Origin of the sequence: Bacillus sp. HMSC036E02 (assembly GCF_001836235.1) — a bacterium.
Taxonomy (GTDB): Bacteria; Bacillota; Bacilli; order Bacillales; family Bacillaceae_G; genus Bacillus_A; species Bacillus_A cereus.
This window is the reverse complement of sequence record NZ_KV827874.1, coordinates 37808-64654: the sequence shown is the minus strand read 5'-3', so window position 1 is coordinate 64654 and position 26847 is coordinate 37808. Positions and strand designations below refer to the sequence as shown.

The following is a 26847-nucleotide window of genomic DNA, read 5'->3' as shown; positions in this document are numbered from 1 at the left end:
ACTGTCAATATTAACTTCGTCGAAAATTATACAACTTTGTGACAAAAATGTAAACGTTTTTATGAATAAAAGTATTGACGGATTTTGTTCGTGGGATTAATATTTAAATACATTAAATATTTTATTGTTTAAATAAGAGGTGGATAACATGCCAAATGATATGACGCATATCGATAAAATTCAAGCTCTTGCCTTTTCGATTGGAAAGAAAATGCAGACGGAGTTATTAGAACAAATGCAAGCGACAGGACTTACACCACCGCAGTTTTATATTTTAAAGATTTTAGATCATTATGGGGCTTCAAGAGCGACAACATTAGCGAAAAAGATGTATGTGAAGCCTAGCGCGATTACAGTGATGATTGATCGTCTAATCGATCAAGAACTTGTAGAACGCTATCACGACAAAGATGACCGTCGCGTTGTCATCATCGAGTTAACAAAAAAGGGGAAAGCTAGAGTAGAAGAGGCAATGACAGCTCGTAACGAGCATATTGCAAAATACTTTTCACATTTAGAGTTGCAAGAAAGAGAAGATTTATTACGTCTCTTTGAGAAGTTAGAAACCATTATTTGCGGGACACAAGAGAAAAAAGAGAATAACTAAGAGGAATTGAGGAGATTACATGGAGCAACAAGAAAATCAAAATAGAAAGTTGTTGTTAATCGGTTTAGTAATCGCGATGCTATTTGCTGCATTAGATGGAACAATTGTTGGTACAGCAATGCCACGTATCGTCGGTGACCTAGGCGGATTAAGTTTAATGACATGGTTAACGACAGCTTATATGTTAACATCAACGACAGTTGTACCAATTGCAGGTAAATTAGCGGATTTACTTGGTCGTCGTAACGTATATATAACAGGGCTAGTTATTTTCATGATTGGTTCGGCGTTATGTGGTATGGCGAATGGTATGACAGAATTAATTATTTTCCGTGGTATTCAAGGTCTTGGTGGCGGTATTATGATGCCAATGGCTATGATTATTATTGGAGATATGTTCACGGGAAAAGAACGTGCGAAATGGCAAGGTATTTTTGGTGCGTTATACGGTCTTGCTTCTGTAATTGGACCGCAAGTTGGTGGTTGGATTGTAGATGCAGTGAACTGGAGATGGGTATTCTACATTAACTTACCGGTTGGTATTTTAGCGACAATCTTTATTGCAATGGGATTAAAATCGCATAAACAAACAGGACCAATTAAAATTGATATCGCTGGAATCTTTACGATGATTCTCGGTGTTGTAAGTTTATTACTTGCGCTAACGTTTGGCGGAAAAGATTATGCATGGGATTCTTGGCAAATTATCGGTTTATTTGCACTAGCTGTAATTGGTATCGTTAGCTTTGTTATCGTTGAAACGAAAGCTGAAGAGCCAATTTTACCAATGCATTTCTTTAAAAATCGTACATTTACAATACTGAATGCGATTGGATTCTTTATGAGTATTGGAATGTTCGGCGCGATTATGTTCGTACCATTCTTCATGCAAGGTATTGTAGGAGTAAGTGCTGCTGAATCAGGAACAATTATGACTCCAATGATGATTACAATGATTGTGATGAGTATTATCGGTGGGCAACTTGTATTAAAAGTTGGTGTAAAACCACAAATTATCGCAGGTATGCTTATTATGGCCGGTGGTTTTTGGTTATTAACAACGATGGATATGCACACAACGAAGCTTACAGCTACTTCTTATATGATGGTTATCGGTTTAGGAATGGGTCTTGTAATGCCGACATTAACATTAGCGTTACAAGAAAGCTTCCCGAAAAAAGACCTTGGTGTTGTAACATCATCAAGTCAGTTCTTCCGACAAATCGGTGGTACATTTGGTATTACAATTTTAGGATCAATTATGAATAACACTTCAGGTACGACATTAACAAAGAATTTAGTACCTGTATTAGATACATTCCCGAAAGAAGCGGGACAAATGGTAACGAAATTTAAAGATATGATTCACACAGATCCACAAGGTTTATATTCAATGCTATTTAGCCCAGAGGCATTAAAACAAATGCCAGAAGCGTTCGCTAACAGTATTGTACCTATTTTGAAAAACTCTTTAGTAGACTCGCTTCATACTGTATTCTTAACAGGATTAGTATTTATCGTAGTAGGTGCTATCTTTACGATTTTCTTACAAAAAATTAAATTATCAGATCGTAAAAAAGATGCTAAAGAGCCTGTTGTAGAAGAAAAAGAAAAAACTGTATCATACTCGTAATGAAGAAGCATCGCCTTATGGCGGTGCTTTTTTGAGTATAACCTTAAAAGCTTTTTAGTGAGAAATGATTGACGTATTTTTAGAAATACGTTATATTATTTTCTGTAAACGGTTACATGAAATGAGGAGAAAAGAGAATGAGTACGATCAAAGACGTTGCGAAATTAGCGGGAGTATCTGTTGCGACCGTTTCCAGAGTTCTAAATAAAAATGGATATGTTCACGAAGATACATTAAAAAAGGTAGAACGTGCAATTGAGATGTTAGATTATAAGCCTAGTACAGTAGCGCGTTCACTGTATAATAAAAAGTCTCGTTTAATTGGCTTAGTTGTTCCAAATATCGTGAATCCATTCTTTCCGGAAGTTGCACGTGCCGTAGAAGATGTAGCACATAAACAAGGTTACACAGTTGTCCTTTGTAACTCTGATGAAAGTTTAGAAAAAGAGAAACAATATATTGATGTGCTTAGACAAAATAATGTAGATGGATTTATTGTAGCAACGAATCCACAAAATAGTGTTAATTACATGAATGTATCTGTTCCAGTTGTTGCGATTGACCGTATGTTTAATGAGCGTATTTCTACTGTATATGCAGATAACTATGCAGGAAGTCAGGCTGCGACAAAGTTGTTACTAGATAAAGGATGTAAACATATTGCACATATTCGCGGTCCACGTGATGTGAGTACTGCAAATGAACGCTTTGAAGGTTTTGTAGACGTTATTACGCAAAATAATCTTTCGTATATGATTGCAGAGAGTACGTTTGATCCAGCAAATAGTGAGCTTGTAGCGATGGAATTATTAGAAGAATACCCGCATATTGATGGTATTGTTGCTGGGAATGATTTAATTGCGATCGGTATTGTAAAGGCTGCACTTCAAAAGGGGATTGTCATTCCAAATGATTTACAAATTATCGGATTTGATGGCATTTCTTTAACGGAAATGATGTATCCATCTATTACAACAGTTGCACAACCGATATATGAAATGGGGAAAATTGCAACAGAGTTGTTGTTAGAGCAAATGGAAGGAAATACATTAGAAGAGAAACATTATCGTTTGCCGATTGAAATTATAGAACGAAATACAACGAAGTAAGGAGATGAAACAGATGCCAAATATTGCAGTAGTAGGGAGCATTTCAATGGACTTAGTGGCTGTTTCAAAAAAACGGCCGAAAGCAGGAGAAACAGTAATTGGTGAAGCGTTTCATACAATTCCAGGAGGGAAAGGAGCAAACCAAGCAGTTGCTGCAGCTAGATTAGGAGCAAATGTAGCAATGGTTGGAGCGGTAGGAAATGATGATTATGGAACAGTAGTTAGAAAAAATCTAGAGAACGAACGCATTTTTATCGATTATGTGGTACCGGTTACAGATAGAACGACAGGAATTGCTCATATCGTTTTAGCAGAAGAAGATAACAGTATTGTTGTCGTACAAGGGGCAAATGCTCTTGTAAATAAGTCAGTTGTAGATCGCTCCAAAGACCTTCTTGTAAAAGCGGATATGGTTGTTCTTCAACTAGAAATTCCACTTGAAACAGTAAAATATGTATTGGCTATTTGTGAGGAACATAATATTCCTGTTATGTTAAATCCAGCGCCAGCACAAGTTTTATCAGAAGACATTTTAGAAAAGGCAACTTATATTACGCCAAATGAACATGAGTGCCGCATCGTATTAGATGATTTCATCTCACCAATTGAAGATTTATTGGCGAAGTATCCAAATAAATTATTGATGACAGAAGGTTCTAACGGTGTTCGTTTCCATAATGGTACGGAGATTGTGCATGTTCCTAGCATTGCTGTTGATGTAGTGGATACAACTGGAGCTGGTGATACATTTAATGGTGCGTTAGCAGTTGCACTTTCTGAAGGAGAGACACTTCAAAAAGCAATTCGTTTCGCGAATATTGCCGGTGGTCTTTCTGTAACGAAACTTGGGGCGCAAGGCGGCATGCCAACGAGAGATAAAGTACGTGAAGTGCAGGTGATTGTTGGATGAAGAAGCACGGCGTATTAAACAGTGAGATTGCATCAATCCTTGCTTTACTTGGGCATACGGATACGATTGTAATTGCTGATTGCGGTTTACCAATTCCTGACGGAGTAAAAAGAATTGATTTAGCTGTTGAAATTGGAAAACCTAGCTTTTTAGATGTATTGCAAGTGGTAGCTGATGATATGGCAATCGAAAAAGTGACGTTAGCAGAAGAAGTCATTATAAATAATGCGGAAGTAAATAAAGAAATAGAGCAGAAATTAATAGAGCCAGCATTTGAGTATGTATCTCATGAGCAATTTAAAGAGCATACAAAGAAAGCGAAGGCGATTATTCGTACAGGCGAGGCTACGCCTTATGCAAATGTAATTTTACATGCGGGCGTGATTTTTTAATAAAGGGAAGTGATGGGAATGCATATTGAAATGAAAAACATTTCAAAGGCGTTCAATGGAAATCCTGTTTTGAAGAATGCACAGTTTATGATTGAAACAGGAGAAGTCCATGCATTGATGGGGGAAAATGGAGCGGGTAAATCAACGCTCATGAAGATTTTAACAGGTGTATACAAAAAAGATGGTGGGACAATCACAATTGATGGGCAAGAGCGCACCTTTAAAAATGCGAAAGAAGCTGAAGAGTACGGCATCGCATTTATACATCAAGAACTAAACATATTGCCGAATTTAACAGTAGCTGAAAATATGTTTCTCGGTAAAGAGTTAATGTATGGGAAAACAGGTATTTTACGCACTCGACAAATGAATGCGATTGCGCAGCAGCAACTAGCGGAGTTAGGGTTGCATGTAAGAGGCGCTATGTTAGCAGAGGAATTATCGGTTGGACAACAGCAAATTATCGAAATTGCGAAAGCATTAATGACAAACGCGAGCGTTATTATTATGGATGAGCCTACTGCGGCACTGACGGATCGTGAAATCGAAACGCTCTTTACAGTAATCAATAAGTTACGTAAAGAAGGTGTTTCATTCGTGTACATTTCGCATCGTATGGAAGAGATTTTCTCAATATGTGATGCTATTACGATTTTGCGTGATGGAGAATACGTCGGAAAGAGATTAATTCCAGAAACATCATTTGATGAAGTAGTGAGTATGATGGTGGGGCGCAGCATTGGTGAACGTTATCCAGAGCGAAATAGTCAAATTGGTGATGTCATTTTTGAAATGCGTAACGGAACGAAGAAAGGGAAATTTGAAAATGTTTCGTTTCAAGTGAGGAAAGGTGAAATCCTTGGTGTAGCTGGTTTGATGGGGGCTGGTCGCACTGATATTATGAAAGCGATATTTGGTTATGAACCTTTAGACTCTGGACAAATTTTTATAAATGGACAAGAAGTAAAGATTGATAGTCCAATAGATGCAATTAGACAAAGAATTGCTTTTATTACAGAAGATAGAAAGTCTGAAGGATTAGTGTTAGATTTTTCAATTCGAGAAAATTTAGCTTTACCGAATTTAGAAAGTCTTTCAAAGGGAAGTATTCTAAGCAACGAGCTAGAACAACAGTTTACAGAGGATATGATGAAGCTTCTTAATGTGAAAGCATCTAGCGGAGAGCAGGCAGTGAAATCTCTTTCTGGTGGAAATCAGCAAAAGATTGTAATCGCAAAATGGCTAGGCATTCATCCGCAATTACTCATTTTAGATGAGCCAACAAGAGGTGTTGATGTTGGAGCGAAAAAAGAAATTTACTCTATTATGAATAAGCTTACAGAGCAAGGCGATGCCGTTATTATGGTATCATCTGAGCTTCCGGAAGTTTTAGGGATGAGTGATCGAGTTCTTGTTATTCATGAAGGAAAAGTCGGCGGAATTTTAGGGAAAGATGAGGCATCACAAGAGTCTATTATGGCACTAGCTACAGGGGGAGAGTAAGGATGGCTAAGAAGGGGAATGTATTACAACAACTCGGTTCTTTAATCGGTTTAGTATTAATTATCGTCGTAATTACAGCTTTAAATCCAGCGTTTATTGAAATTCCAAATTTATTTAATATACTGCGTCAAGTATCGATTAATGCGCTTATTGCATTCGGAATGACCTTCGTAATTTTAACAGGGGGTATTGACTTATCGGTAGGTTCTATTTTAGCATTATCAAGTGCACTTGTTGCTGGAATGATGGCAAGTGGCATGGATCCGTTCCTTGCAATGGCAGTTGGATTATTAGCAGGTCTTGTAATGGGAATTGTAAACGGTATCATCATTGCGAAAGGAAAAGTAGCTCCATTTATTGCAACTTTGGCAACAATGACTATTTTTCGTGGGTTGACGCTTGTTTATATGGACGGACGTCCGATCACTGGTCTTGGTGATCATTTAATGTTCCAAATGTTTGGCCGCGGTTATTTTCTTGGTATTCCGGTACCAGCTGTTACAATGATGATCGCTTTCGCAGTACTGTACTTCATTTTGAAGAAAACGACATTTGGTCGCCGTACATTTGCAATTGGTGGAAATGAAGAAGCAGCAGCACTATCAGGTATTAATGTTACGAGAATTAAAGTAATGATTTACGGTCTTTCCGGAATTTTGGCAGCGCTTGCAGGTATTGTCTTAACATCACGATTAGATTCTGCACAGCCGACTGCAGGTACTTCTTATGAATTAGATGCAATTGCAGCAGTTGTATTAGGTGGAACAAGTCTTTCTGGGGGAAGAGGATGGATTGTTGGTACATTCATCGGTGTACTTATTATCGGTGTATTAAATAACGGTTTAAATTTATTAGGTGTATCTTCTTTCTTCCAACAAGTTGTAAAAGGACTTGTAATCTTACTAGCTGTATTAATTGATCGCAGAAAAGAAGCGTAATGGAGGGACAGTTCATGAAGAAATGGTTACTTATACTCGTTGCATGTATTATGGTCATTACTGCTGGTTGTTCAATGGAACCGCCAGAATGGGCAAAGGATTCTAGCGATAAAGGTCGAAATAAAACTATTAAAGTTGGATTCTCTGTTTCAACTTTAAATAATCCCTTTTTTGTAACTTTGAAAAAGGGTGCAGAAAAGAAAGCGAAAGATAGTGGCATTGAATTAATTGCTGTTGATGCACAAAATGATGCAGCAAAGCAAACGAACGATGTTGAAGATTTAATTCAAAAGGGTGTCGATGTAGTTGTTATTAATCCGACCGATTCAGATGCTGTTGCTTCAGCAGTAAGTGGGGCAAATGCAGCAAATGTTCCTGTTATTACAGTAGACCGCGTTGCGAATTCAGGTAAGGTTGTTTCTCACATTGCTTCTAACAATATCGAAGGTGGTCAAATGGCTAGTGATTACATTCGTGAATTAGTTGGCGAAGGAGCAAACGTTGCTGAGTTAGAAGGAATCCCTGGATCTTCCGCTGCTCGTGAACGTGGGAAAGGATTCCATAACGTAGCCGATAAGTCTTTAAAAGTAGTTGCAAAACAAGCAGCTGATTTTGATAGAGCGAAAGGATTATCTGTTATGGAAAACATTTTGCAAGCAAATGGTGATATTAAAGCCGTGTTTGCGCATAACGATGAGATGGCATTAGGTGCACTTGAAGCATTGAAGTCTGCTGGAAAAACAGATGTAGTCGTTGTTGGATTTGATGCAACAGACGATGCAGTGAAAGCGGTTAACGATGGGCGTATGGCTGCAACAGTTGCTCAAAAACCGGAATTAATCGGGGAGAAGGCGATGCAAACAGCAAAAGAGATAACACAAGGTAAAAAAGTGGACAAATCTATTCCGATTGAATTAGAGCTTATTAAGAAAAATAAATAAATATAAAATGAAAATTAGGAAGGAAGAACAACAAATGAAATTCTTTATTGATACAGCAAACGTTAACGAAATTAAAGAGGCAAATGAATTAGGTGTATTAGCTGGAGTAACGACAAATCCATCACTTGTAGCAAAAGAAGGCGTAGACTTCCACGAACGCATTCGTGAAATTTGCAACGTTGTAGAAGGACCTGTAAGTGCAGAAGTAATTAGCTTAGAAGCTGATAAGATGATTGAAGAAGGAAAAGAACTAGCGAAGATTGCTCCAAACGTTGTAGTAAAAGTTCCAATGACAACAGAAGGTTTAAAAGCAGTAAAAGCGTTCTCTGATTTAGGAATTCGTACAAACGTTACATTAGTGTTCTCAGCAGTTCAAGCATTACTTGCAGCTCGTGCTGGTGCAACATACGTTTCACCATTCTTAGGTCGCTTAGACGATATCGGTCATAACGGTATGGACTTAATTCGTCAAATCGCAGAAATCTTTGCAATTCATGGCATCGAAACAGAAATCATTGCAGCATCTGTACGTCACAGTGTTCACGTAACTGACGCAGCATTAAACGGTGCACATATTGCAACAATCCCAGCAAACGTAATTGCTTCATTAGTGAAGCACCCATTAACAGATCAAGGAATTGAGAAATTCTTAGCTGATTGGGAAAAAACACAAGAGAAATAATAGAAAAGCAAGAATCCTAGTTTAATTGACTAGGATTCTTTTTTTTATTTAAAAGAATTTTCATGCAATTTTGCATATTGTCTTTTAAATTTGTTATATAAGATATTTAATATATATCACATAACTCTTTATTTTTCATATTTCGACATAAAGTGAAACTTTAATCAGTGGGGGCTTTGTTCATCCCCCCACTGATTATTAATTGAACCAAGGGATAAAAAGATAGAGGGTCTGACCAGAAAACTGGAGGGCATGATTCTATAACAAAAAGCTTAATGTTTATAGAATTATGTCTTTTTATATAGGGAGGGTAGTAAACAGAGATTTCGACAAAAACGCACCAATTTATCTGAATTTTAAGTTTTATAAAAGGGGAGAAATGGAATGAGAAGAAAAGCACCATTTAAAGTGTTGTCATCATTAGCAATTGCGGCAATTATCGGATGTACATCTGTAATGAGTGCTCCGTTAGCATATGCAGAAACGGCAGCAAAAAAGAAAGATAATGTATCTACAACACCAATTGATTACAATTTAATTCAAGAAGATCGTTTAGCGGAAGCACTGAAAGAAAGAGGAACAATTAATCCATCATCTTCTAAAGAAGAGACGAAAAAAGCTGTTGAGCAATATATTGAAAAGAAACAAGGAGATCAGGCGAATAAAGAAATTCTTCCAGATGCTCACTCACAAGAAACGTCTGATTTCACAAAAAAAGTAAAAGAGAAAAAGATGGAAGAAAAGGAAAATGTAAAAAAGGCTGAAAAAAATGTTAGCCTTGAGCAAAAGCCAGAACCAAATAAAAATCAATTGAATGGGCAAGTTCCAACTTCAAAAGCAAAGCAAGCTCCATATAAGGGATCTGTTCGATCAGATAAAGTATTAGTGCTACTCGTTGAATTTAGTGATTATAAACATAATAATATTGATCAAACACCAGGTTATATGTATTCGAAAGACTTTAGTAGAGAACATTATCAAAAGATGTTGTTCGGTAATGAGCCGTATACTTTATTTGATGGTTCAAAAGTAAAAACGTTTAAACAATACTATGAAGAGCAGTCTGGTGGTAGTTATACGACAGATGGATATGTAACGGAGTGGCTAACTGTTCCAGGAAAAGCATCTGATTATGGAGCTGATGGTAGCAGTGGGCACGATAATAAAGGTCCGAAAGGTGCACGTGATTTAGTGAAAGAAGCTTTGCATGCAGCTGCTGAGAAAGGACTAGATTTATCCCAGTTTGATCAATTTGATAGATATGATACAAACGGGGACGGGAATCAAAATGAACCTGACGGTGTAATTGATCATTTAATGGTAATCCATGCTGGTGTTGGTCAAGAAGCTGGTGGCGGTAAATTAGGTGATGATGCGATCTGGTCACATCGTTCAAAATTAGCAGTAGATCCAGTAGCGATTGAAGGTACGAAATCAAAGGTAGATTACTTTGGTGGTAAAGTAGCAGCACATGATTACACAATTGAACCAGAAGATGGAGCTGTAGGTGTGTTTGCACATGAATTTGGACATGATCTTGGATTACCAGATGAATATGACACGAAATATACTGGAAATGGTTCACCAGTCGAAGCTTGGTCATTAATGAGTGGAGGTAGTTGGACAGGGAAAATCGCAGGAACAGAGCCGACTAGTTTTTCACCACAAAATAAAGACTTCTTACAAAAGAATATGGGTGGCAACTGGGCAAAAATATTAGAAGTAGATTACGATAAAATTAAGAGTGGTGTGGGAGTTCCTACCTATATTGATCAAAGTGTTACGAAATCAAATCGTCCAGGCGTTGTACGTGTTAACTTACCAGGTAAAAGTGTTGAAACGATTAAACCGGAGTTTGGAAAGCATGCATATTATAGTACAAGAGGCGATGATATGCATACAACGTTAGAGACACCATTCTTTGATTTAACAAAGGGAACAAATGCAAAATTCGATTATAAAGCAAATTATGAGTTAGAAGCAGAGTGCGATTTCGTCGAAGTACATGCAGTAACAGAAGATGGAACGAAGACGTTAATTGATAGACTTGGAGAAAAAGTAGTCCAAGGAGATAAAGATACAACAGATGGGAAATGGATTGATAAATCATATGATTTAAGTCAATTTAAAGGCAAAAAAGTGAAACTACAATTCGACTATATTACAGATCCGGCTGTAACATATAAAGGTTTTGCGATGGATAATGTAAATGTAACTGTTGATGGACAAGTTGTATTTTCTGATGATGCAGAAGGAAATTCTAAAATGAATTTAAATGGTTTTGTTGTTTCTGATGGGACAGAGAAGAAAGCTCATTATTACTACTTAGAATGGAGAAACTATGCGGGATCAGATAATGGATTAAAAGCAGGAAAAGGTCCAGTGTACAATACAGGTCTTGTCGTTTGGTATGCAGATGATAGCTTTAAAGATAACTGGGTTGGGATGCATCCAGGTGAAGGATTCCTTGGTGTTGTTGACTCTCATCCAGAAGCGCTAGTTGGTAATTTAAACGGGAAACCAGCATACGGTAATACGGGCATGCAAATTGCAGATGCTGCATTTTCATTTGATAAAACACCAGCATGGAGTGTAAATTCATTAACACGTGGTCAGTTTAACTATTCTGGATTACAAGGTGTTACAACTTTTGATGATTCAAAAGTATATAGTAACAAGCAAATTGCAGACGCAGGAAGAAAAGTTCCAAACCTTGGACTTAAATTCCAAGTTGTTGGACAGGCAGAAGATAAATCGGCAGGCGCTGTTTGGATTAAACGCTAATAACATAAAAGCACATTCTTCATATGAAGAGTGTGCTTTTTAATTTGTACAGTAAGTTATTATTTTAGCTTATGTAATACAAGTTTTTATTCATGTGTAGTGTATCAAATTATGTGGGGAAAGGAAATATTTCCGAGGAAATTGTCGAAGTATCGTCGGTATGTATACACCTTTTTTGTAAAAGAAGAAATGTAGTATTGCCTTTACAGTTTAATTTATTTACATTGTTATTTGGTTATACACAAAAGTAATATATTGGGCAAAAAGAGTTCTATTCGATAGGGCTCTTTGGTTTTGTATTTGATATACAAATATTAACCTCAATTGTTTGGAAATGTATCTTCTTGTTTAGCGTCATTTGGACTTTAACTGCAGTTTTTGTTTTTCGTTTATATGAAGAGCGAGATGAGCCGTTACCTTTTATATTTAAATTAATTGGCATTATTCCAACGCTTCCATTATATTACGGATTATATCAATATGCATTTTAAAAAAGACAATGATGGATTATCCCATCATTGTCTTTTTTACTTTGCTTCTTACATAAATCATCCCAGCAAATGTTAATAAAAATGCTGTCCCGATAATGAAGCTGATGCTAGGTGATGCTCCGATTGCGCCGACTGTAAAGGAGCCAGCAACAACTCCTAATGAGAAGAAGGCATAAAATAATCCGAATGCCTTTCCGCGATTATCGTCTGTAGTATTTTCAACAAGTAAAGCGTTAATAGACGGGAAGAGGATTGCGAATCCAATTCCATAAATCATCATTACGATAAAGAGCATACCTTTTGTAGCAAATAATCCGAGTAAAGATAATGCGAATGCCATAACTGCAATTCCGATTAGCATTAGTTTCGAACGATTAAATCGATCGTAAATACGATTTGTTGGAAGCAAGAAGAAGAGGATAGCAGTTATACCAAATACACTTAACATCATGCCTGTTGTGGATGCTTTAAGCGCTAATGCCTCAACTTTTACTGGTAACATATAAGTGACAATTCCTTGTGAAAACATTAATGTGAAAGCACCAATATATGCTTGTAATAACGGTTCTGATTTTAAAAGTTCAACCATATCTTCTTTGTTCATTATTTGCGTTCTTGATGTATCTTTTCTTGATACGTTATTTGGTAAGAAGAATAGAGATACGATCGTACCAAGAGCCATTAAAATAGAAATAGTAATGAAGACCCATTCTACGCCAGCTGTTGCTTTCATAATACCGCTGAAAGCCGGTCCTACGATTGCGGCTGTTCCAACAGCAGCACCAGACAGAGCCATTGCTTTTCCTTGTCTTTTTGCATTTGTTTGTTTTGATAAAAATGTAAAGGCAGCAGGAATTAAAAAGCCATCACTAAATCCATGCATAAAGCGAACAACTAATAGTTGTTCACTACTTTGAACAACGGTGTATAACAAGACTATGAAACTCGTAATTCCCATGCTTATATAAAGGATTTTTTTTGCACCAAATTTATCGACAGCTGCTCCAGCAATAATATTACCGATCATATTAGCGAATGAGTACATACCGACAACTAGCCCGATAATAAGAGGGGTTCCTCCAAGGCTTTGAGCGAAAGTACTCATAATAGGTAATTGTGAAAATGTATCTAAAAATGCCACGATAACGATAAAGTAAATAAAATATTTCAAGCGATATTCACCTCTCCTATGCTATTATGGCACAATGCTAATTTCACCTGCAATGAAATTGAATTAACAGATGTGGAAAAAAGTACAAAGTGACAAAATATTGAACGTTATTTGTAAAAAATTAGTAGAGATGCGATTGTTTTTTTGAAATATATGGATAGAAGTATTATAATAGAATTGTAAACTTCACCAGGTTAAGTATATACATAGAGAGGGATGTATAAAATGAAAGCACTACTTTGGCATAATCAACGTGATGTACGAGTAGAAGAAGTACCAGAACCAACAGTAAAACCAGGAACAGTGAAAATCAAAGTTAAATGGTGTGGTATTTGTGGGACAGACTTGCATGAATATTTAGCAGGGCCTATTTTTATTCCAACAGAAGAACATCCATTAACACATGTGAAAGCACCTGTTATTTTAGGTCATGAGTTTAGTGGTGAGGTAATAGAGATTGGTGAAGGAGTTACATCTCATAAAGTGGGAGACCGCGTTGTTGTAGAACCAATTTATTCTTGTGGTAAATGTGAAGCTTGTAAACATGGACATTACAATGTTTGTGAACAACTTGTTTTCCACGGTCTTGGCGGAGAAGGCGGCGGTTTCTCTGAATATACAGTAGTACCAGAAGATATGGTTCATCACATTCCAGATGAAATGACGTATGAACAAGGTGCGCTTGTAGAACCAGCAGCAGTAGCAGTTCATGCAGTACGTCAAAGTAAATTAAAAGAAGGGGAAGCTGTAGCAGTATTTGGTTGCGGTCCAATTGGACTTCTTGTTATCCAAGCAGCTAAAGCAGCAGGAGCAACTCCTGTTATTGCAGTTGAACTTTCTAAAGAACGTCAAGAGTTAGCGAAATTAGCAGGTGCGGATTATGTATTAAATCCAGCAACTCAAGATGTGTTAGCTGAAATTCGTAACTTAACAAATGGTTTAGGTGTAAATGTTAGCTTTGAAGTAACAGGTGTTGAAGTTGTACTACGCCAAGCGATTGAAAGTACAAGCTTCGAAGGACAAACTGTAATTGTTAGTGTATGGGAAAAAGACGCAACAATTACTCCAAATAACTTAGTATTAAAAGAAAAAGAAGTTATTGGTATTTTAGGATACCGTCACATCTTCCCAGCTGTTATTAAATTAATTAGCTCTGGTCAAATTCAAGCAGAGAAATTAATTACGAAAAAAATTACAGTCGATCAAGTTGTTGAAGAAGGATTTGAAGCACTTGTAAAAGATAAAACACAAGTGAAAATTCTTGTTTCACCTAAATAAGATAGAATTGAATAGAGTAGCCCTTTTCTAGAAATAGAAGAGGGCTACTTTTTTTCTATACTGAAAGGTGATAGACTTTCCTTTGACTAAATGTATTTTTGTTTGGAAGGGAGAATCTAATGCTTTCATTTTTGTTAACTTTAAAGCGAATGTTAAGAGCCTGTTTACGAGCGTGGAAAGATAAAGAATTTCAAGTATTATTCGTATTAACAATTTTGACTTTAATATCGGGTACGATTTTTTATAGTACAGTTGAAGAATTACGTCCTATTGACGCTTTATATTTTAGTGTGGTCACGTTGACGACTGTCGGTGATGGGAATTTTAGTCCGCAAACTGATTTCGGAAAGATATTTACAATCTTATACATATTTATTGGGATTGGATTAGTGTTTGGATTTATTCATAAGTTAGCAGTTAATGTACAATTGCCAAGTATATTATCGAATAGAAAAAAAGAGTAAAGCATTCAGATGCTTTACTCTTTTTTTACATTAGTTTAGACAAGCCTTAATAATAGTTTATTAAAATGAAAGTGTATTCATTCATTATATTCACTGTGTATAAAGTTATAATGATATGAACATTTGCATATTTTAATTTATTGATAGAAATTTCGTGAAAGGTGGGATATTCTAGTCATAGGTTAACCGGACGACATCATAGGATCCTAACAAAATGTTTACAATAATTCAATTATAAAATGGAGGATTTTATATGAAAAAGAAAGTACTTGCTTTAGCGGCAGCTATTACATTAGTTGCTCCATTACAAAGTGTTGCATTTGCTCATGAAAATGATGGGGGACAGAGATTTGGAGTTATTCCGCGCTGGTCTGCTGAAGATAAACATAAAGAAGGCGTGAATTCTCATTTATGGATTGTAAACCGTGCAATTGATATTATGTCTCGTAATACAACACTTGTAAAACAAGATCGAGTTGCACTATTAAATGAATGGCGTACGGAGTTAGAGAACGGTATTTATGCTGCTGACTATGAAAATCCTTACTATGATAATAGCACATTTGCTTCACATTTCTATGACCCTGACAATGGGAAAACTTATATTCCGTATGCAAAGCAGGCAAAGGAAACTGGAGCTAAGTATTTTAAATTAGCTGGTGAGTCTTACAAAAATAAAGATATGAAACAAGCATTCTTCTATTTAGGATTATCTCTTCATTATCTAGGGGATGTAAACCAACCGATGCATGCAGCAAACTTTACGAACCTTTCGTATCCACAAGGGTTCCATTCTAAATATGAAAACTTTGTAGATACGATAAAAGATAACTATAAAGTAACGGATGGAAATGGATATTGGAACTGGAAAGGTACGAATCCAGAAGATTGGATTCATGGAGCGGCAGTAGTTGCGAAACAAGATTACGCTGGCATTGTAAATGATAATACGAAAGATTGGTTCGTGAGAGCTGCTGTATCACAAGAATATGCAGATAAATGGCGCGCTGAAGTTACACCAATGACAGGTAAGCGTTTAATGGATGCACAACGTGTTACTGCTGGATATATTCAGCTTTGGTTTGATACGTACGGAAATCGTTAAGTATTTAAAAAAGGTCAAATCTCAGAATAGAGTATTTGGCCTTTTTATCACTATACAATACATGGAGGTATGAAACGTGAAAGGTAAATTGCTAAAAGGTGTACTTAGCTTAGGTGTTGGTCTAGGAGCTTTATATAGCGGAACGTCAGCTCAAGCAGAAGCGTCTACAAATCAAAACGATACATTAAAAGTGATGACGCATAATGTATATATGCTATCAACAAACTTATATCCGAACTGGGGACAAACTGAGCGTGCTGATTTAATCGGGGCGGCAGATTATATAAAGAATCAAGACGTAGTTATATTAAATGAAGTGTTTGATAATAGCGCATCAGATCGTTTATTAGGGAATTTGAAGAAAGAATATCCAAATCAAACAGCAGTATTAGGTCGTAGTAGTGGAAGTGAATGGGATAAAACGTTAGGAAACTATTCATCTTCAACTCCTGAAGATGGTGGCGTTGCGATTGTGAGCAAATGGCCAATCGCTGAAAAGATTCAATATGTATTTGCAAAAGGATGCGGGCCAGATAATTTATCGAATAAAGGATTTGTATACACGAAAATTAAGAAAAATGATCACTTTGTTCATGTAATTGGTACGCATTTGCAAGCGGAAGATAGTATGTGCGGAAAAACTTCACCTGCATCTGTACGTACAGACCAATTAAAAGAAATTCAAGACTTTATTAAAAATAAAAATATACCAAATAATGAGTATGTGTTAATTGGTGGTGATATGAACGTAAATAAAATAAATGCAGAGAACAAGAATGACTCAGAGTATGCATCTATGTTTAAAACATTGAACGCTTCTGTACCATCTTATACTGGACATACAGCGACTTGGGACGCAACGACAAACAGTATTGCAAAATATAATTTCCCTGATAGTCCTGCTGAGTATTTAGATTATATTATTGCAAGTAAAGACCATGCGAACCCATCGTATATAGAGAATAAGGTGTTACAGCCGCAATCTCCACAATGGACTGTTACATCATGGTTCCAGAAATATACGTATAATGATTACTCTGATCATTATCCAGTAGAGGCGACTATTTCTATGAAGTAGTTTCAAAAAGTTTCTTCGTAAAGAAGAAACTTTTTTTATTTGCAAACAGGAAAATCACACTTTCTTTCCAATATGTATAAGACATATTGAGAAGAGGAGAGAAAAATGTGGATCGAGGAATTTTTAAAGAAGTTCCATTACCGTGTGCATTTTTGGATGAAGTGGCTTTAGATAGAAATATTCAATCGATTATAGAGTTAAGTGGAAATAAAAAGATTCGTATAGCGAGTAAATCGTTACGCTCTGTTCCGATTATGCAAAAGATACTAGCTGCAAATGATCGATTTCAAGGTATTATGTGCTTTTCACCTAGAGAGATTTTATTTTTAATAGAACAAGGATTTAATGATTTATTGCTTGGATATCCTGCTTACGATGAAAGAGCTCTGTATGAAATTAGTTTGTTAACAAAGAAAGGTTTCATTATAACTTGTATGGTGGATTGTGAAGAGCATATTGTGTATTTAGAAAACATTGCTGAGCAATCTAAAGGATGTTTTCGTGTTTGTTTGGATATTGATATGAGTAGTCGCTTCTTTCAATTTCATTTTGGTGTACAAAGGTCCCCAGTAAAAAATGTGCAGGATGCGTTGAAAGTAGTAGAAAAGGTGAGAAGGTCATCATATTTAATGTTAGATGGTGTAATGGGATATGAAGCTCAAATTGCCGGGGTGGGCGATTATATACCGAATCAATGGTTGAAAAGTAAATTGATTTCGTATTTAAAGCAGAAATCAGTGCTAGAAGTTAAAGAAAGAAGAGAACATATTGTAAAAGCAATACAAAACATTGGTATTGAGCTAAGGTTTGTAAATGGAGGCGGAACAGGAAGCATAAAAACAACCGAGAAAGATAATTCAGTTTCAGAGATTACAATAGGTTCTGCTTTTTATTCTCCGAAGCTGTTTGATTATTATAAAGAGGTGAAATTTCATCCAGCGGTCGGATTTGCCTTACCAGTTGTTCGTAAACCAGTCCCGTTTATTTACACTTGCCTAGGTGGTGGATATATTGCTTCAGGAGCAGTTGGAAAAGATAAAGAGCCTGAAGTTTGGAGACCGAAGGGTGCAAAATTATTAGCTTTAGAAGGTGCTGGCGAGGTACAAACGCCAATTTTTTATAACGGCGAGGAACGAGTGGATATAGGAGAGACCATTTTGTTTCGTCATAGTAAGGCTGGTGAATTATGTGAACGCTTTCCTTTTTTATATCGTGTTAAAAAAGGAGAGATTGTCGGGGAGTATTCAACATATCGGGGGGATGGCCAATGCTTTCTATAAAGGGACAAAAGTGGAGAAATTGGACAGGGAATGTAGAAGGAACGCCGCATTATACGATGTATCCAGAAAGTATACAAGATGTAGTAGAAGTTGTGGGGCTTGCGCGAAAAAAGGGAAAGAAAATTCGTGTTGTCGGTTCAGGACACTCGTTTACCCCCCTTGTGCAAACGGAAGAAGTTTTAGTTTCTTTAGATGAATTGAAGGGTATTGTGAATATTGATGCAGAGAAGATGGTTGCTGAAGTATGGGCAGGAACAAAGTTATATGATTTAGGGAAGTTACTTGAGGAAAAAGGTTATGCGCAAGAAAATTTAGGGGATATTGATTCGCAATCTATTGCAGGAGCGATTAGTACGGGGACTCATGGAACGGGTATTACCTTTGGGAGTTTATCAACACAAGTTATAGAGATTACGGCAGTTCTATCTAATGGTGAGAGTATAGTTTGTTCGGAAGCTGAGAACGTAGAATATTGGAGAGCGTTTCAGTTGTCACTTGGAATGTTAGGTATCATTGTAAAGATAAAATTGAAGGTTATTCCAGCGTATTCACTCGTTTATGAAAGTGAAAAACAGTCATTATCCACTGTAATGAACAAACTAGAAGAATATAAGAAGCATCGTCATTTTGAATTTTTCGTTTTTCCTTATTCTGATGAAGTACAAGTGAAACTTACGAACGAAACAACGAATAAAGGCAGTGATTTGAAATGGCATAAACTAAAGGTGGAGTTACTTGAAAATAGGATGTTCTCTTTACTATCTAAAGGATGTAAATGGTTTCCTTCTATAAGTAAAGGCGTGAGTCGGTTATCAGCTAAAGCTGTACCAAACACAAAAATAATTGGCCCGAGCTATGAAGTATTTGCTACATCACGTACGGTGCCATTTTATGAAATGGAGTATAGCATTCCTTCAAAGTATATGAGGACGGTTGTAGAAGAAATCTCAAATCTTATTGAAAAGAAAAAGTATAAGGTGCACTTCCCAATCGAATGCCGCTATGTGAAAGGGGATGATATATGGCTTAGTCCGGCCTATGGAAGAGATTCAGCATATATCGCTGTTCATATGTATAAAGGTATGAAATATGCTGCTTACTTTGGCGAAGTGGAAAAGATTTTTCTGAAGTATGAAGGGCGTCCACATTGGGGGAAAATGCATACATTATCGTATGAACAATTACAATATATATATCCAGAGTTTCATTCGTTTTTACAGGTGAGGAAATCTCTAGATGAACTTGGAATGTTTTTTAATCCTTATGCGGAGAAGTTATTTATCCCGCTATTTGTCAGGCAGTAAGACCCCTACCTCAAAATTCAGTGGAAGCAAAGAAGTTAGGTGAGGGCTAATTAAAGTTTCACATTATGTATATGAAAAAGCTGACAAATAATTATTTGTCAGCTTTTTTTAGTGTAATTGCATTTCTTGTATGACTAATATGTTCATAAAATAGTAGTTTATCCCGGCTAAATACATGTAGTAAAACATGAATAATAAATAGGCCGTTAATGATGAATAGGAATAACAATGTAACGAGTAATATTAGAGGCTCTGTGTGATTTAAAATAGAGCTACTAGAAAGAATATAATTGATTCCACCTAACGCAAAATAAAATATACCGTAGCGAATAAATAGTTCTTTTAATGTAATACGATTTGATTTTCCTTTCACGTGAATGCGAAGCAATGCTTTCCCAATTGTTTTTCCGTTAGTAAAGTATGGAATAATAATAAAGTAAATAAGGATTGAACACGTAATGAAAATGAGTTCATACATATTGGTGTAAGATTGCATATTAGAAACGAAGAAAGAATTTCCTTTGTTTTTAACGACAGGTACGACGATAGATAAGAAAATCCAATCAATTTGCATCGCGATAAGGCGACGAATGAATCCGACTGGTTTCGTTTCCAAATCAATATGACTATCTAACTCGTTTGTCTTCGGAAGGAAGTACGTAAATATTGGTGCAATGATAAAACCAATTACGCCACCTAATGTATTTAAAAACAAATCATCGATATCAAATAATCGGTATGCACAATTGTATATACCGTATAATCCAGTCACTTGTGTTAGCTCGAAAAATAGTGAAAGGAAAAAGGAAATGCAAATTGTTTGTAAGAAACTACGTCGGAAATAATAACGTAAGTAAATACCGAATGGAACAGTTAATAGAACGTTAAAGGCAACTTGTAAAAACGCAGACTCTTTTAATAAGTAGAAATAAGTAGCTGGTTTCGTTAAAACTGCCGATGTATGACTACTAATCTCTTGTATGAAATAAAATGGTGCGAGTTGCATGTGTTGTGTATTAGCCGGTTGTAGGCTACAAGTATCAAACGTTTGTGGCAACGGCAAAATAACAAGAAAATAGGCATTTAATAAGTAAAGTAATAGTGAGTATAAAATAAATGAGCGCCATTTATTTAAATAACCGTATTTTCGATAATTAAATATTAAAAAAGGGATTAAAAGAAACATTGCTAAAAAAGGAAATAAAATAAATGCTGTTTTCACTGGAAATAAATATGCAGTCAAAGTAAAACTCCTTTCAATAAAAATTCGTTTATCATTATAGCGCTAAAAATATTTAAATACAAAGTTAAAACCTTTCGAAATAGAAAAGATTACTAATTTGATAGGGATTAAGTTATAATAAATTTAATATAAGGATATTGTGATTATATAAGTTGAGAGAGGGTACAAGAGATGCGATATGAACTTTTTTCTGTAAGTGGGGATCATATTACGACTTTTGAAAGTGCATGGCGTTTTCAGGAGGGAGAACAGATTTTTGTTCATGATGATCAAACAAAACGAAACTTTATTATTATTCGGCTGACGCATGATGTATTTCAACAAAATAAACATGTTATTCGTTTGTATTGTCAAGAGAAGAAAGTGTATGCATAAGAGAAGCCCTCTTACAGTATGAAAAGTAAGAGGGTCCTTATCTCGTTATTTGTGAACAGCCCAATTGATGAGGGCTGATTAATTTAACTTTATCATTTTGGCCCTCGTAAGGAATAAAAAGAGAAGGATTAATGCACATAGGTAGCATTTGATTTGGAAGAAAGGATATAGCCTTGTATTTTGTGCTTCAAAGTTTCATTGCCTTCTTTTTGAGAAAGCCATGTATGGTAATCTTGTTGTGTTTTCCATAACATACGAATCATATACTCTGCCTTATCATTTGTACGATGAACAGGTGAAAACTCTATGTTAATACAACCGTTCGTTCCGGGGGAAGGATAATATTGTCTAAGCCCATAAAGTAGCTCATTTTCATATTCGTACTTAATGTGAATGAGTTTTGTAACTATAAACATATAAACACCTCTTTTACGATAATAGTAGGAAAGATAGAATTACTGTAATAGTGAACTTGATAAATATTATACTATTCTGAAAATTGTAAGTAAATAATAGGTTTTAACTTAATAAAGGTATAAAAAAGCGAGTCATTCTATTACACTAGATGACTCGCTTTTAATTTGTAAGTTTTACTTTATAAGAAAATAAGAGTAAGTACACCTACGATAATACAATAGAAAGAGAAATATTTTAAATTTCCTTTTGCCATAATGTTCATAAACCATTTTAGTGAAATATACGTCATGATAAATGTTGCGATGAATGCAACGACATATGGTACGAATAATGTGTCTAGATTTGGGTCATTTGCAATGTCTGTAATGCTTAACAATAAGCCACCTAAGCTAACAGGAATGTATAGTAAGAATGAGAAGCGAAGAGCTGTTTCTTGCTTCATACCAAGTAACATTGCTGCTACGATTGTGGCACCAGATCGGCTTATTCCGGGAATCAGTGCACAAGCTTGTGCTAATCCGACGATGATTGCATCTTTCATAGAAAGGTCGCCATCATTTTTACGACCGCGTAAATTTCTAATAATCCAAAGGCCGACAGCAGTAATAAGAAGGGAAACCCCAACCATCTTCACACCTTTTAAGTACTGATCGATGTAATCTTTAAATAAAACACCAATAACACCTGCTGGAATGGTTGCAATAACAAGATAAATAATAAAGAAGAAATCTGATTTTGCGTCTTCTGCTCTTGTAAATATATAAGAGAGACCATTCTTCGTTAGACGAATTAAATCATTTCTATAAATAAGTAATACAGCTAATAATGAAGCTGAATTAACAAGTAGTTCGAAGCTAAACCCTTCTATTTTTAGTCCTAGCAAATGTTGTGCTAAAACGAGATGACCACTTGAAGAAATCGGAATTGGTTCTGTTAGTCCTTGGAACAGACCGAGAATTAAATATTTTAAAACGTAGTAAAATTGTTCCATAATAACCTCCTTGTTTATTAGTTGAAAGAAACAACTTTTCCATTATAACAAAGATATGGATGAATATTGAAAAGAAATAAATATTCAAAATAAAATAAAAATCCCTTATAGCAGTATAAGGGATTCTTAATTTTAATTAAGAAGTCACTGTTCCTTGAAGACTTTTAGATAATTGAACATCGACTTTTTCAGCATCATGAATATGATTCATAATAGTAGTATTTAATTTTTGGAACATTTGTTGTGTGTTAGCGAATTCTCGTAATATGTCATCATTACAAGACTTTTGGTTTTCGATAGCCTTAATAACATTTGTAGCACCATTTTGTAACGTTTGAATCATAACTAAAATATTTTCAATTCTAGCATTTGTATCGGCGCTCATTTCTACACCTTCATCGACTAAATGTAAATTATCTTTTGTGTTATCATATGCTTTTTCAATTTCTTCTTGTATTTTTTTCGTTAAGTTGCCGATGTTTTTTGTACTTTCTGCTGTACTTTCCGCTAGTTTTCTTACTTCATTGGCAACGACGGCGAATCCTTTACCGTGCTCTCCAGCACGTGCGGCTTCAATACTCGCATTTAATGCAAGTAAATTTGTTTGTGCTGCAATGTTTTGAATGACTTCTACAATTTGCTCGATTTCCTTTGAGCGTTCGCTTAGATGATTCATACTATTAGACGTGCGTTGAGATTGTTCACCTAATTTATTAATTACAATAAGTAAACGGTGAACGGATTCTTTTCCTTCATTAGAGCAGTCAATAATTTCTGCAATAGACTGAATTAAGCTTTGTTCCTTTTGTAACATTTCATTATTTAACTCATTGGAATGTGACGTACGTGTTGAAACATTTTCGAAACATGAACTTAACTGTTGAACTAAATTTTGAAGTGTATTATGTTGGTTATTTACAAGTTGATGCTCTTGGATAACGCTTTGTACACGATCGTGGATAGTAGAAATAGTCTCTTGCTTTTCGATATCTTTTTGTTTTAATTCTGCTTCTAATTCTTGTATACGCTCTTCTAATTGAGCAATTGTATGTTGGAGTGATTTTTTTTGAGTAAACATGTATTTATTTCAACCGCCTTTGAAAGTTATATTTTCTCTATATTTGGATTTTAGCATCTTTTGTATTTTTTAAATATAGGAATTGTTAAATATTTAAGAATCTATTACATTTTATTCATAATTCTCTTTTTTTCGTCACGAAAAATAAACTGTATTTAATCGTTTTGTAAACAAACTGTAAAATAAATCATGTATAACTGTATAAGAAGGGAGTCGGATTATGAACTATTTTAAGCGAATCAGCTGTCTAGTATTAGCAGGAATTATCGGTCTTTCTAGTACAGTCGCTGTTAAAGCAGAGTCAAACGACGAGAAACTTAACAACATGCAACAGCAATTGCAACAAAACGATGCAGAAATGCAAAAGAAAGAGCAAGAGAAGCAAGCTGTTAGTAAAGAAATTAAAGGTATCGAAAACGAACTACATAATTTAAATAATACAATTGCAAAAAATAAAGAGGATCAAGCTGCTATTCAACGTAAAATCGATGAAACACATAAGCAGATTGAGCAAAAAAAGCAAGAAATTGTCGTTTTGGAGGATAAAGTCCTTGCTCGTAAAGATATTATGAGAAAACGTATGGTTTCTGTTCAAAACAGTTCAAATACAAGTTTAGTAGTAGAAGTTGTAGTAGAGTCAAAAAACTTTGCAGACTTCTTACAACGTATGAACGCAGTTTCTACTATTCTAGAAGCTGATAAAGAAATTTTACGTCTACAAGAACAAGATCTTCGTCAAATTGAAGAGGACAAGAAAACAATTGACGAAAAAGAAGCATCTTTAGTAGTAGACAAACAAAAATTAGCAAAAGCGCAAGCTGAACTGCAAGATAACTTGAAAAAACGTCAAGATAACTTACAAACAGTTCAAGCTAAATATAATGAAGTTGCAAGTCAACTTAATTTAGCAGCGGAAGAAAAAGCTAAAATTGAATCAAATATGAAGACAGTACAAGAAACGATTGCTCGTGAGCAAGAAGCAGCAAGAATCGCAGCGGAAGAGCGTGCAAAAGCAGAAGCGGCTGCAAAAGCAGAGCAAGAAGCTTTAGCGAAAGCACAAGCAGAAATTGCTGAAAAGCAAAAGCAGGAAAAAGCTAGTAAACCAGCTGAACCAGTTGCTAATAATAATTCGAAGGTAGAACCTACCAAACCTGCACAACCTGAACCACCTTCTAAGCCAACTGCTGGTGGGAAAGAAATTTATGTAGAAGCTACAGCTTATACAGCTGATCCAGCGGAAAATGGTTATGCACCAGGTCAACAAGTATTTTCTGCATGGGGACACTATAACTTAACTGCAAACCCAGGAATGAAATTAATTGCTGTAGATCCAAATGTTATTCCATTAGGTAAGACTGTAAATGTTGAAGGTTATGGAGTAGCAATTGCAGCCGATACTGGTGGAGCTATTAAGGGGCATAGAATTGATGTTTTAATGCCAGATAAAGGTTCATCAAGTAGTTGGGGCAGAAGAACAGTTAAAGTTACAATTTTAAACTAACACGTAATCCAACTTTACAATACGTAGAGTTGGATTTTTTTATAATAATAATGTTAAGTTGAGTTTACATTTTGTTAAGGATAGCATACAATAATGGTGAGAGGTGGTAAATTTGACCATTTTAAACAGAGTAAAAGAATTAAGAGCTCGTTTTAACTTTACGCAAAGCGTATTAGCAGAAAAGGTTGGAGTAACGAGACAAACAATTGCAGCAATTGAAAAAGGGGATTACGTTCCTTCGTTGTTATTGGCACTTACGATTTGTGATGTGTTTCAGTTAAAGATGGAAGATGTGTTTGTTTTAAATAAGGAGGGGGAAAAGGATGAATAGAATTGTTTCTTCTTATATTATAAATGTACTCTATACTGCACTAGCATGTTGGACATTTGTTGAATTTTATAGTGTTATTACAGAGTTAGCAGATATAATTAAAAACGAGAAATTCCCGTTTGAAGTATGGTTTAATGGAGTACCATTCATTTTATTATTTATTGGAGCAATTATAGTTACAATTTTTTATAGAATTCAAAAGAAAAAATATAAGAATTTATCTTTTTGGATGTATCCATTATTATTTCCACTAGAAGATGAACGTGAAAAAGCGATTACGGATAAAGCTTGTAGAACAACATTTGTATCGTTATGGTTTGTGTTACCTTGTGCAGTTGGATTTTTAACTTTTTCGCCTATTATTAATGAATATCTTCCTGGATACCCATTATATATTCTATTTTCTATTTTCTTTATTCAAATGACAGTATTTCACGTATCACTATACAGAAATAAATTAGCTTAAAAAGAAACCTTCTTGCACCGGCAAGAAGGTTTCTTTTTAAGCTAATACTTGTACATATAGCGATATTATTTTATCATTTTATATAGAGTAAGATTTTGTAAGGGAAAGGAACTGTGTATGAATAAGCAAAGAATTTATAGTATAGTAGCAATTCTGCTATTTGTTGTAGGTGGCGTGTTAATTGGAAAGCCATTTTATGATGGATATCAGGCTGAAAAGAAACAGACTGAAAATGTGCAGGCTGTTCAAAAGATGGATTATGAAAAGCATGAGACGGAATTTGTAGATGCTTCCAAAATTAATCAACCAGACTTGGCGGAAGTAGCGAATGCATCATTAGATAAGAAACAAGTAATTGGTCGTATTTCGATTCCAAGTGTTTCAGTAGAACTGCCTGTTTTAAAAGCTTCTACTGAAAAAAACTTATTATCAGGTGCAGCGACAGTAAAAGAGAATCAAGTTATGGGAAAAGGAAATTACGCATTAGCAGGACATAATATGTCTAAAAAAGGTGTTTTATTTAGTGATATAGCTTCTTTGAAAAAAGGCGATAAAATTTATTTGTATGACAATGAAAATGAATATGAGTATGCGGTTACTGGTGTATCTGAAGTGACCCCTGATAAGTGGGAAGTTGTAGAGGATCATGGGAAAGATGAGATAACGCTTATTACATGTGTATCTGTAAAGGACAATTCTAAGCGTTATGTTGTTGCTGGTGATTTAGTAGGAACGAAGGCGAAGAAGTAAAAAAGAAGGGGAACTCTTTAAAGAG

The 26847-nt window shown here is 35.4% G+C and carries 25 protein-coding genes and 2 pseudogenes; 22 read left to right on the top strand and 5 right to left on the bottom strand.

Going from position 1 to position 26847, the window contains the following annotated elements; genetic code table 11:
* The first annotated feature begins 148 nt into the window (after window positions 1-148).
* From HMPREF2590_RS25385 to HMPREF2590_RS30520, 11 genes and pseudogenes are all read left to right on the top strand, one after another.
* The gene (locus tag HMPREF2590_RS25385; RefSeq protein ID WP_001132365.1) at window positions 149-607 is read left to right on the top strand and encodes a MarR family winged helix-turn-helix transcriptional regulator; all 459 of its coding nucleotides are present in this window, start codon (window positions 149-151) and stop codon (window positions 605-607) included.
* Between the two features lie 19 nt (window positions 608-626).
* Complete coding sequence (locus HMPREF2590_RS25380; RefSeq protein WP_000437646.1) at window positions 627-2240, top strand: MDR family MFS transporter; 1614 nt, start codon at window positions 627-629, stop codon at window positions 2238-2240.
* Window positions 2241-2377: 137 nt separating this feature from the next.
* On the top strand, window positions 2378-3349 hold the full coding sequence (rbsR, locus tag HMPREF2590_RS25375; RefSeq protein WP_050821615.1) for a ribose operon transcriptional repressor RbsR: 972 nt from the start codon (window positions 2378-2380) through the stop codon (window positions 3347-3349).
* Between the two features lie 13 nt (window positions 3350-3362).
* On the top strand, window positions 3363-4259 hold the full coding sequence (gene rbsK / locus HMPREF2590_RS25370; RefSeq protein WP_001132861.1) for a ribokinase: 897 nt from the start codon (window positions 3363-3365) through the stop codon (window positions 4257-4259).
* Complete coding sequence (gene rbsD, locus HMPREF2590_RS25365) at window positions 4256-4651, top strand: D-ribose pyranase (protein WP_000716154.1); 396 nt, start codon at window positions 4256-4258, stop codon at window positions 4649-4651. The genes rbsK and rbsD overlap by 4 nt, the downstream gene beginning before the upstream one ends.
* Before the next feature lie 18 nt (window positions 4652-4669).
* A complete protein-coding gene (rbsA, locus tag HMPREF2590_RS25360; protein ID WP_001986250.1) occupies window positions 4670-6154 on the top strand; it encodes a ribose ABC transporter ATP-binding protein RbsA in 1485 nt (494 codons plus the stop codon).
* Window positions 6155-6156: 2 nt separating this feature from the next.
* Entirely contained in the window at window positions 6157-7092 is a 936-nt protein-coding gene (locus tag HMPREF2590_RS25355; protein ID WP_001074641.1) for an ABC transporter permease subunit, read from the top strand.
* A 14-nt stretch (window positions 7093-7106) separates the two neighbouring features.
* Window positions 7107-8033, top strand: a complete 927-nt coding sequence (gene rbsB, locus HMPREF2590_RS25350) for a ribose ABC transporter substrate-binding protein RbsB (RefSeq protein WP_070861612.1) — start codon at window positions 7107-7109, stop codon at window positions 8031-8033.
* Between the two features lie 34 nt (window positions 8034-8067).
* On the top strand, window positions 8068-8715 hold the full coding sequence (gene fsa / locus HMPREF2590_RS25345) for a fructose-6-phosphate aldolase (protein ID WP_000667698.1): 648 nt from the start codon (window positions 8068-8070) through the stop codon (window positions 8713-8715).
* Window positions 8716-9099: 384 nt separating this feature from the next.
* Window positions 9100-11499 carry a M6 family metalloprotease immune inhibitor InhA2 gene (inhA2, locus tag HMPREF2590_RS25340; RefSeq protein ID WP_001252961.1) on the top strand — a complete coding sequence of 800 codons (2400 nt, stop codon included), beginning with the start codon at window positions 9100-9102 and terminating at the stop codon, window positions 11497-11499.
* Between the two features lie 278 nt (window positions 11500-11777).
* Window positions 11778-11990: pseudogene (locus HMPREF2590_RS30520) on the top strand (hypothetical protein); the annotation flags it as partial.
* A 16-nt stretch (window positions 11991-12006) separates the two neighbouring features.
* Here the strand turns inward: HMPREF2590_RS30520 and HMPREF2590_RS25330 are convergent.
* A complete protein-coding gene (locus HMPREF2590_RS25330; protein WP_050821617.1) occupies window positions 12007-13161 on the bottom strand; it encodes an MFS transporter in 1155 nt (384 codons plus the stop codon).
* Window positions 13162-13386: 225 nt separating this feature from the next.
* Between HMPREF2590_RS25330 and bdhA the strand changes: the two genes are divergently transcribed.
* The 6 genes from bdhA to HMPREF2590_RS25300 all read left to right on the top strand — a co-directional run bounded on the left by bdhA (window position 13387) and on the right by HMPREF2590_RS25300 (window position 19670).
* Window positions 13387-14439 (top strand): (R,R)-butanediol dehydrogenase, encoded by a 1053-nt coding sequence (gene bdhA, locus HMPREF2590_RS25325; protein WP_000645827.1) that lies wholly within the window; start codon window positions 13387-13389, stop codon window positions 14437-14439.
* A 119-nt stretch (window positions 14440-14558) separates the two neighbouring features.
* Entirely contained in the window at window positions 14559-14903 is a 345-nt protein-coding gene (locus HMPREF2590_RS25320; RefSeq protein WP_000948209.1) for a potassium channel family protein, read from the top strand.
* Between the two features lie 253 nt (window positions 14904-15156).
* Complete coding sequence (gene cerA / locus HMPREF2590_RS25315; protein WP_000730997.1) at window positions 15157-16008, top strand: phospholipase CerA; 852 nt, start codon at window positions 15157-15159, stop codon at window positions 16006-16008.
* Window positions 16009-16084: 76 nt separating this feature from the next.
* Complete coding sequence (gene sph / locus HMPREF2590_RS25310) at window positions 16085-17086, top strand: sphingomyelinase C (RefSeq protein ID WP_000676789.1); 1002 nt, start codon at window positions 16085-16087, stop codon at window positions 17084-17086.
* Between the two features lie 107 nt (window positions 17087-17193).
* Entirely contained in the window at window positions 17194-18366 is a 1173-nt protein-coding gene (locus HMPREF2590_RS25305; protein ID WP_050821620.1) for an amino acid deaminase/aldolase, read from the top strand.
* Complete coding sequence (locus tag HMPREF2590_RS25300; protein WP_000948950.1) at window positions 18354-19670, top strand: D-arabinono-1,4-lactone oxidase; 1317 nt, start codon at window positions 18354-18356, stop codon at window positions 19668-19670. Before HMPREF2590_RS25305 ends, HMPREF2590_RS25300 begins: the two co-directional genes overlap by 13 nt.
* 91 nt (window positions 19671-19761) lie before the next feature.
* On the opposite strand, the gene HMPREF2590_RS25295 is transcribed toward HMPREF2590_RS25300, so the two are convergent.
* Window positions 19762-20913, bottom strand: coding sequence for a VanZ family protein (locus HMPREF2590_RS25295; RefSeq protein WP_000128012.1), 1152 nt, complete (start codon window positions 20911-20913; stop codon window positions 19762-19764).
* Between the two features lie 171 nt (window positions 20914-21084).
* On the opposite strand from HMPREF2590_RS25295, the gene HMPREF2590_RS25290 reads away from it, so the two are divergent.
* Window positions 21085-21288, top strand: a complete 204-nt coding sequence (locus HMPREF2590_RS25290) for a hypothetical protein (protein ID WP_001268332.1) — start codon at window positions 21085-21087, stop codon at window positions 21286-21288.
* A 128-nt stretch (window positions 21289-21416) separates the two neighbouring features.
* On the opposite strand, the gene HMPREF2590_RS25285 is transcribed toward HMPREF2590_RS25290, so the two are convergent.
* The 3 genes and pseudogenes from HMPREF2590_RS25285 to HMPREF2590_RS31300 all read right to left on the bottom strand — a co-directional run.
* Window positions 21417-21704: a hypothetical protein gene (locus HMPREF2590_RS25285; RefSeq protein WP_025966743.1), complete on the bottom strand. Its 288-nt coding sequence runs from the start codon at window positions 21702-21704 to the stop codon at window positions 21417-21419.
* Window positions 21705-21883: 179 nt separating this feature from the next.
* The gene (locus HMPREF2590_RS25280; protein WP_000434796.1) at window positions 21884-22696 is read right to left on the bottom strand and encodes an undecaprenyl-diphosphate phosphatase; all 813 of its coding nucleotides are present in this window, start codon (window positions 22694-22696) and stop codon (window positions 21884-21886) included.
* Window positions 22697-22832: 136 nt separating this feature from the next.
* Window positions 22833-23363, bottom strand: a pseudogene (locus HMPREF2590_RS31300) (methyl-accepting chemotaxis protein); the annotation flags it as partial.
* Between the two features lie 631 nt (window positions 23364-23994).
* Between HMPREF2590_RS31300 and HMPREF2590_RS25270 the strand changes: the two are divergent.
* The 4 genes from HMPREF2590_RS25270 (at window position 23995) to HMPREF2590_RS25255 (ending at window position 26822) form a co-directional block, all read left to right on the top strand.
* Window positions 23995-25275, top strand: a complete 1281-nt coding sequence (locus HMPREF2590_RS25270) for a 3D domain-containing protein (RefSeq protein ID WP_001105789.1) — start codon at window positions 23995-23997, stop codon at window positions 25273-25275.
* 112 nt (window positions 25276-25387) lie between these two features.
* Window positions 25388-25606, top strand: a complete 219-nt coding sequence (locus HMPREF2590_RS25265; RefSeq protein ID WP_000154020.1) for a helix-turn-helix transcriptional regulator — start codon at window positions 25388-25390, stop codon at window positions 25604-25606.
* A complete protein-coding gene (locus HMPREF2590_RS25260) occupies window positions 25599-26072 on the top strand; it encodes a DUF2178 domain-containing protein (RefSeq protein ID WP_050821625.1) in 474 nt (157 codons plus the stop codon). Before HMPREF2590_RS25265 ends, HMPREF2590_RS25260 begins: the two co-directional genes overlap by 8 nt.
* 117 nt (window positions 26073-26189) lie before the next feature.
* The gene (locus HMPREF2590_RS25255; protein ID WP_001041724.1) at window positions 26190-26822 is read left to right on the top strand and encodes a class A sortase; all 633 of its coding nucleotides are present in this window, start codon (window positions 26190-26192) and stop codon (window positions 26820-26822) included.
* Window positions 26823-26847: the final 25 nt, after the last annotated feature.

Coding starts and splice junctions, on each gene's coding strand:
- HMPREF2590_RS25380 (WP_000437646.1), top strand. CDS start 627: ATGGAGCAACAAGAAAATCAAAATAGAAAGTTGTTGTTAATCGGTTTA.
- HMPREF2590_RS25255 (WP_001041724.1), top strand. CDS start 26,190: ATGAATAAGCAAAGAATTTATAGTATAGTAGCAATTCTGCTATTTGTT.
- HMPREF2590_RS25270 (WP_001105789.1), top strand. CDS start 23,995: ATGAACTATTTTAAGCGAATCAGCTGTCTAGTATTAGCAGGAATTATC.
- HMPREF2590_RS25290 (WP_001268332.1), top strand. CDS start 21,085: ATGCGATATGAACTTTTTTCTGTAAGTGGGGATCATATTACGACTTTT.
- inhA2 (WP_001252961.1), top strand. CDS start 9,100: ATGAGAAGAAAAGCACCATTTAAAGTGTTGTCATCATTAGCAATTGCG.
- rbsR (WP_050821615.1), top strand. CDS start 2,378: ATGAGTACGATCAAAGACGTTGCGAAATTAGCGGGAGTATCTGTTGCG.
- HMPREF2590_RS25320 (WP_000948209.1), top strand. CDS start 14,559: ATGCTTTCATTTTTGTTAACTTTAAAGCGAATGTTAAGAGCCTGTTTA.
- rbsK (WP_001132861.1), top strand. CDS start 3,363: ATGCCAAATATTGCAGTAGTAGGGAGCATTTCAATGGACTTAGTGGCT.
- HMPREF2590_RS25280 (WP_000434796.1), bottom strand. CDS start 22,696: ATGGAACAATTTTACTACGTTTTAAAATATTTAATTCTCGGTCTGTTC.
- HMPREF2590_RS25285 (WP_025966743.1), bottom strand. CDS start 21,704: ATGTTTATAGTTACAAAACTCATTCACATTAAGTACGAATATGAAAAT.
- HMPREF2590_RS25300 (WP_000948950.1), top strand. CDS start 18,354: ATGCTTTCTATAAAGGGACAAAAGTGGAGAAATTGGACAGGGAATGTA.
- HMPREF2590_RS25385 (WP_001132365.1), top strand. CDS start 149: ATGCCAAATGATATGACGCATATCGATAAAATTCAAGCTCTTGCCTTT.
- rbsD (WP_000716154.1), top strand. CDS start 4,256: ATGAAGAAGCACGGCGTATTAAACAGTGAGATTGCATCAATCCTTGCT.
- rbsB (WP_070861612.1), top strand. CDS start 7,107: ATGAAGAAATGGTTACTTATACTCGTTGCATGTATTATGGTCATTACT.
- rbsA (WP_001986250.1), top strand. CDS start 4,670: ATGCATATTGAAATGAAAAACATTTCAAAGGCGTTCAATGGAAATCCT.
- cerA (WP_000730997.1), top strand. CDS start 15,157: ATGAAAAAGAAAGTACTTGCTTTAGCGGCAGCTATTACATTAGTTGCT.
- HMPREF2590_RS25355 (WP_001074641.1), top strand. CDS start 6,157: ATGGCTAAGAAGGGGAATGTATTACAACAACTCGGTTCTTTAATCGGT.
- fsa (WP_000667698.1), top strand. CDS start 8,068: ATGAAATTCTTTATTGATACAGCAAACGTTAACGAAATTAAAGAGGCA.
- bdhA (WP_000645827.1), top strand. CDS start 13,387: ATGAAAGCACTACTTTGGCATAATCAACGTGATGTACGAGTAGAAGAA.
- HMPREF2590_RS25260 (WP_050821625.1), top strand. CDS start 25,599: ATGAATAGAATTGTTTCTTCTTATATTATAAATGTACTCTATACTGCA.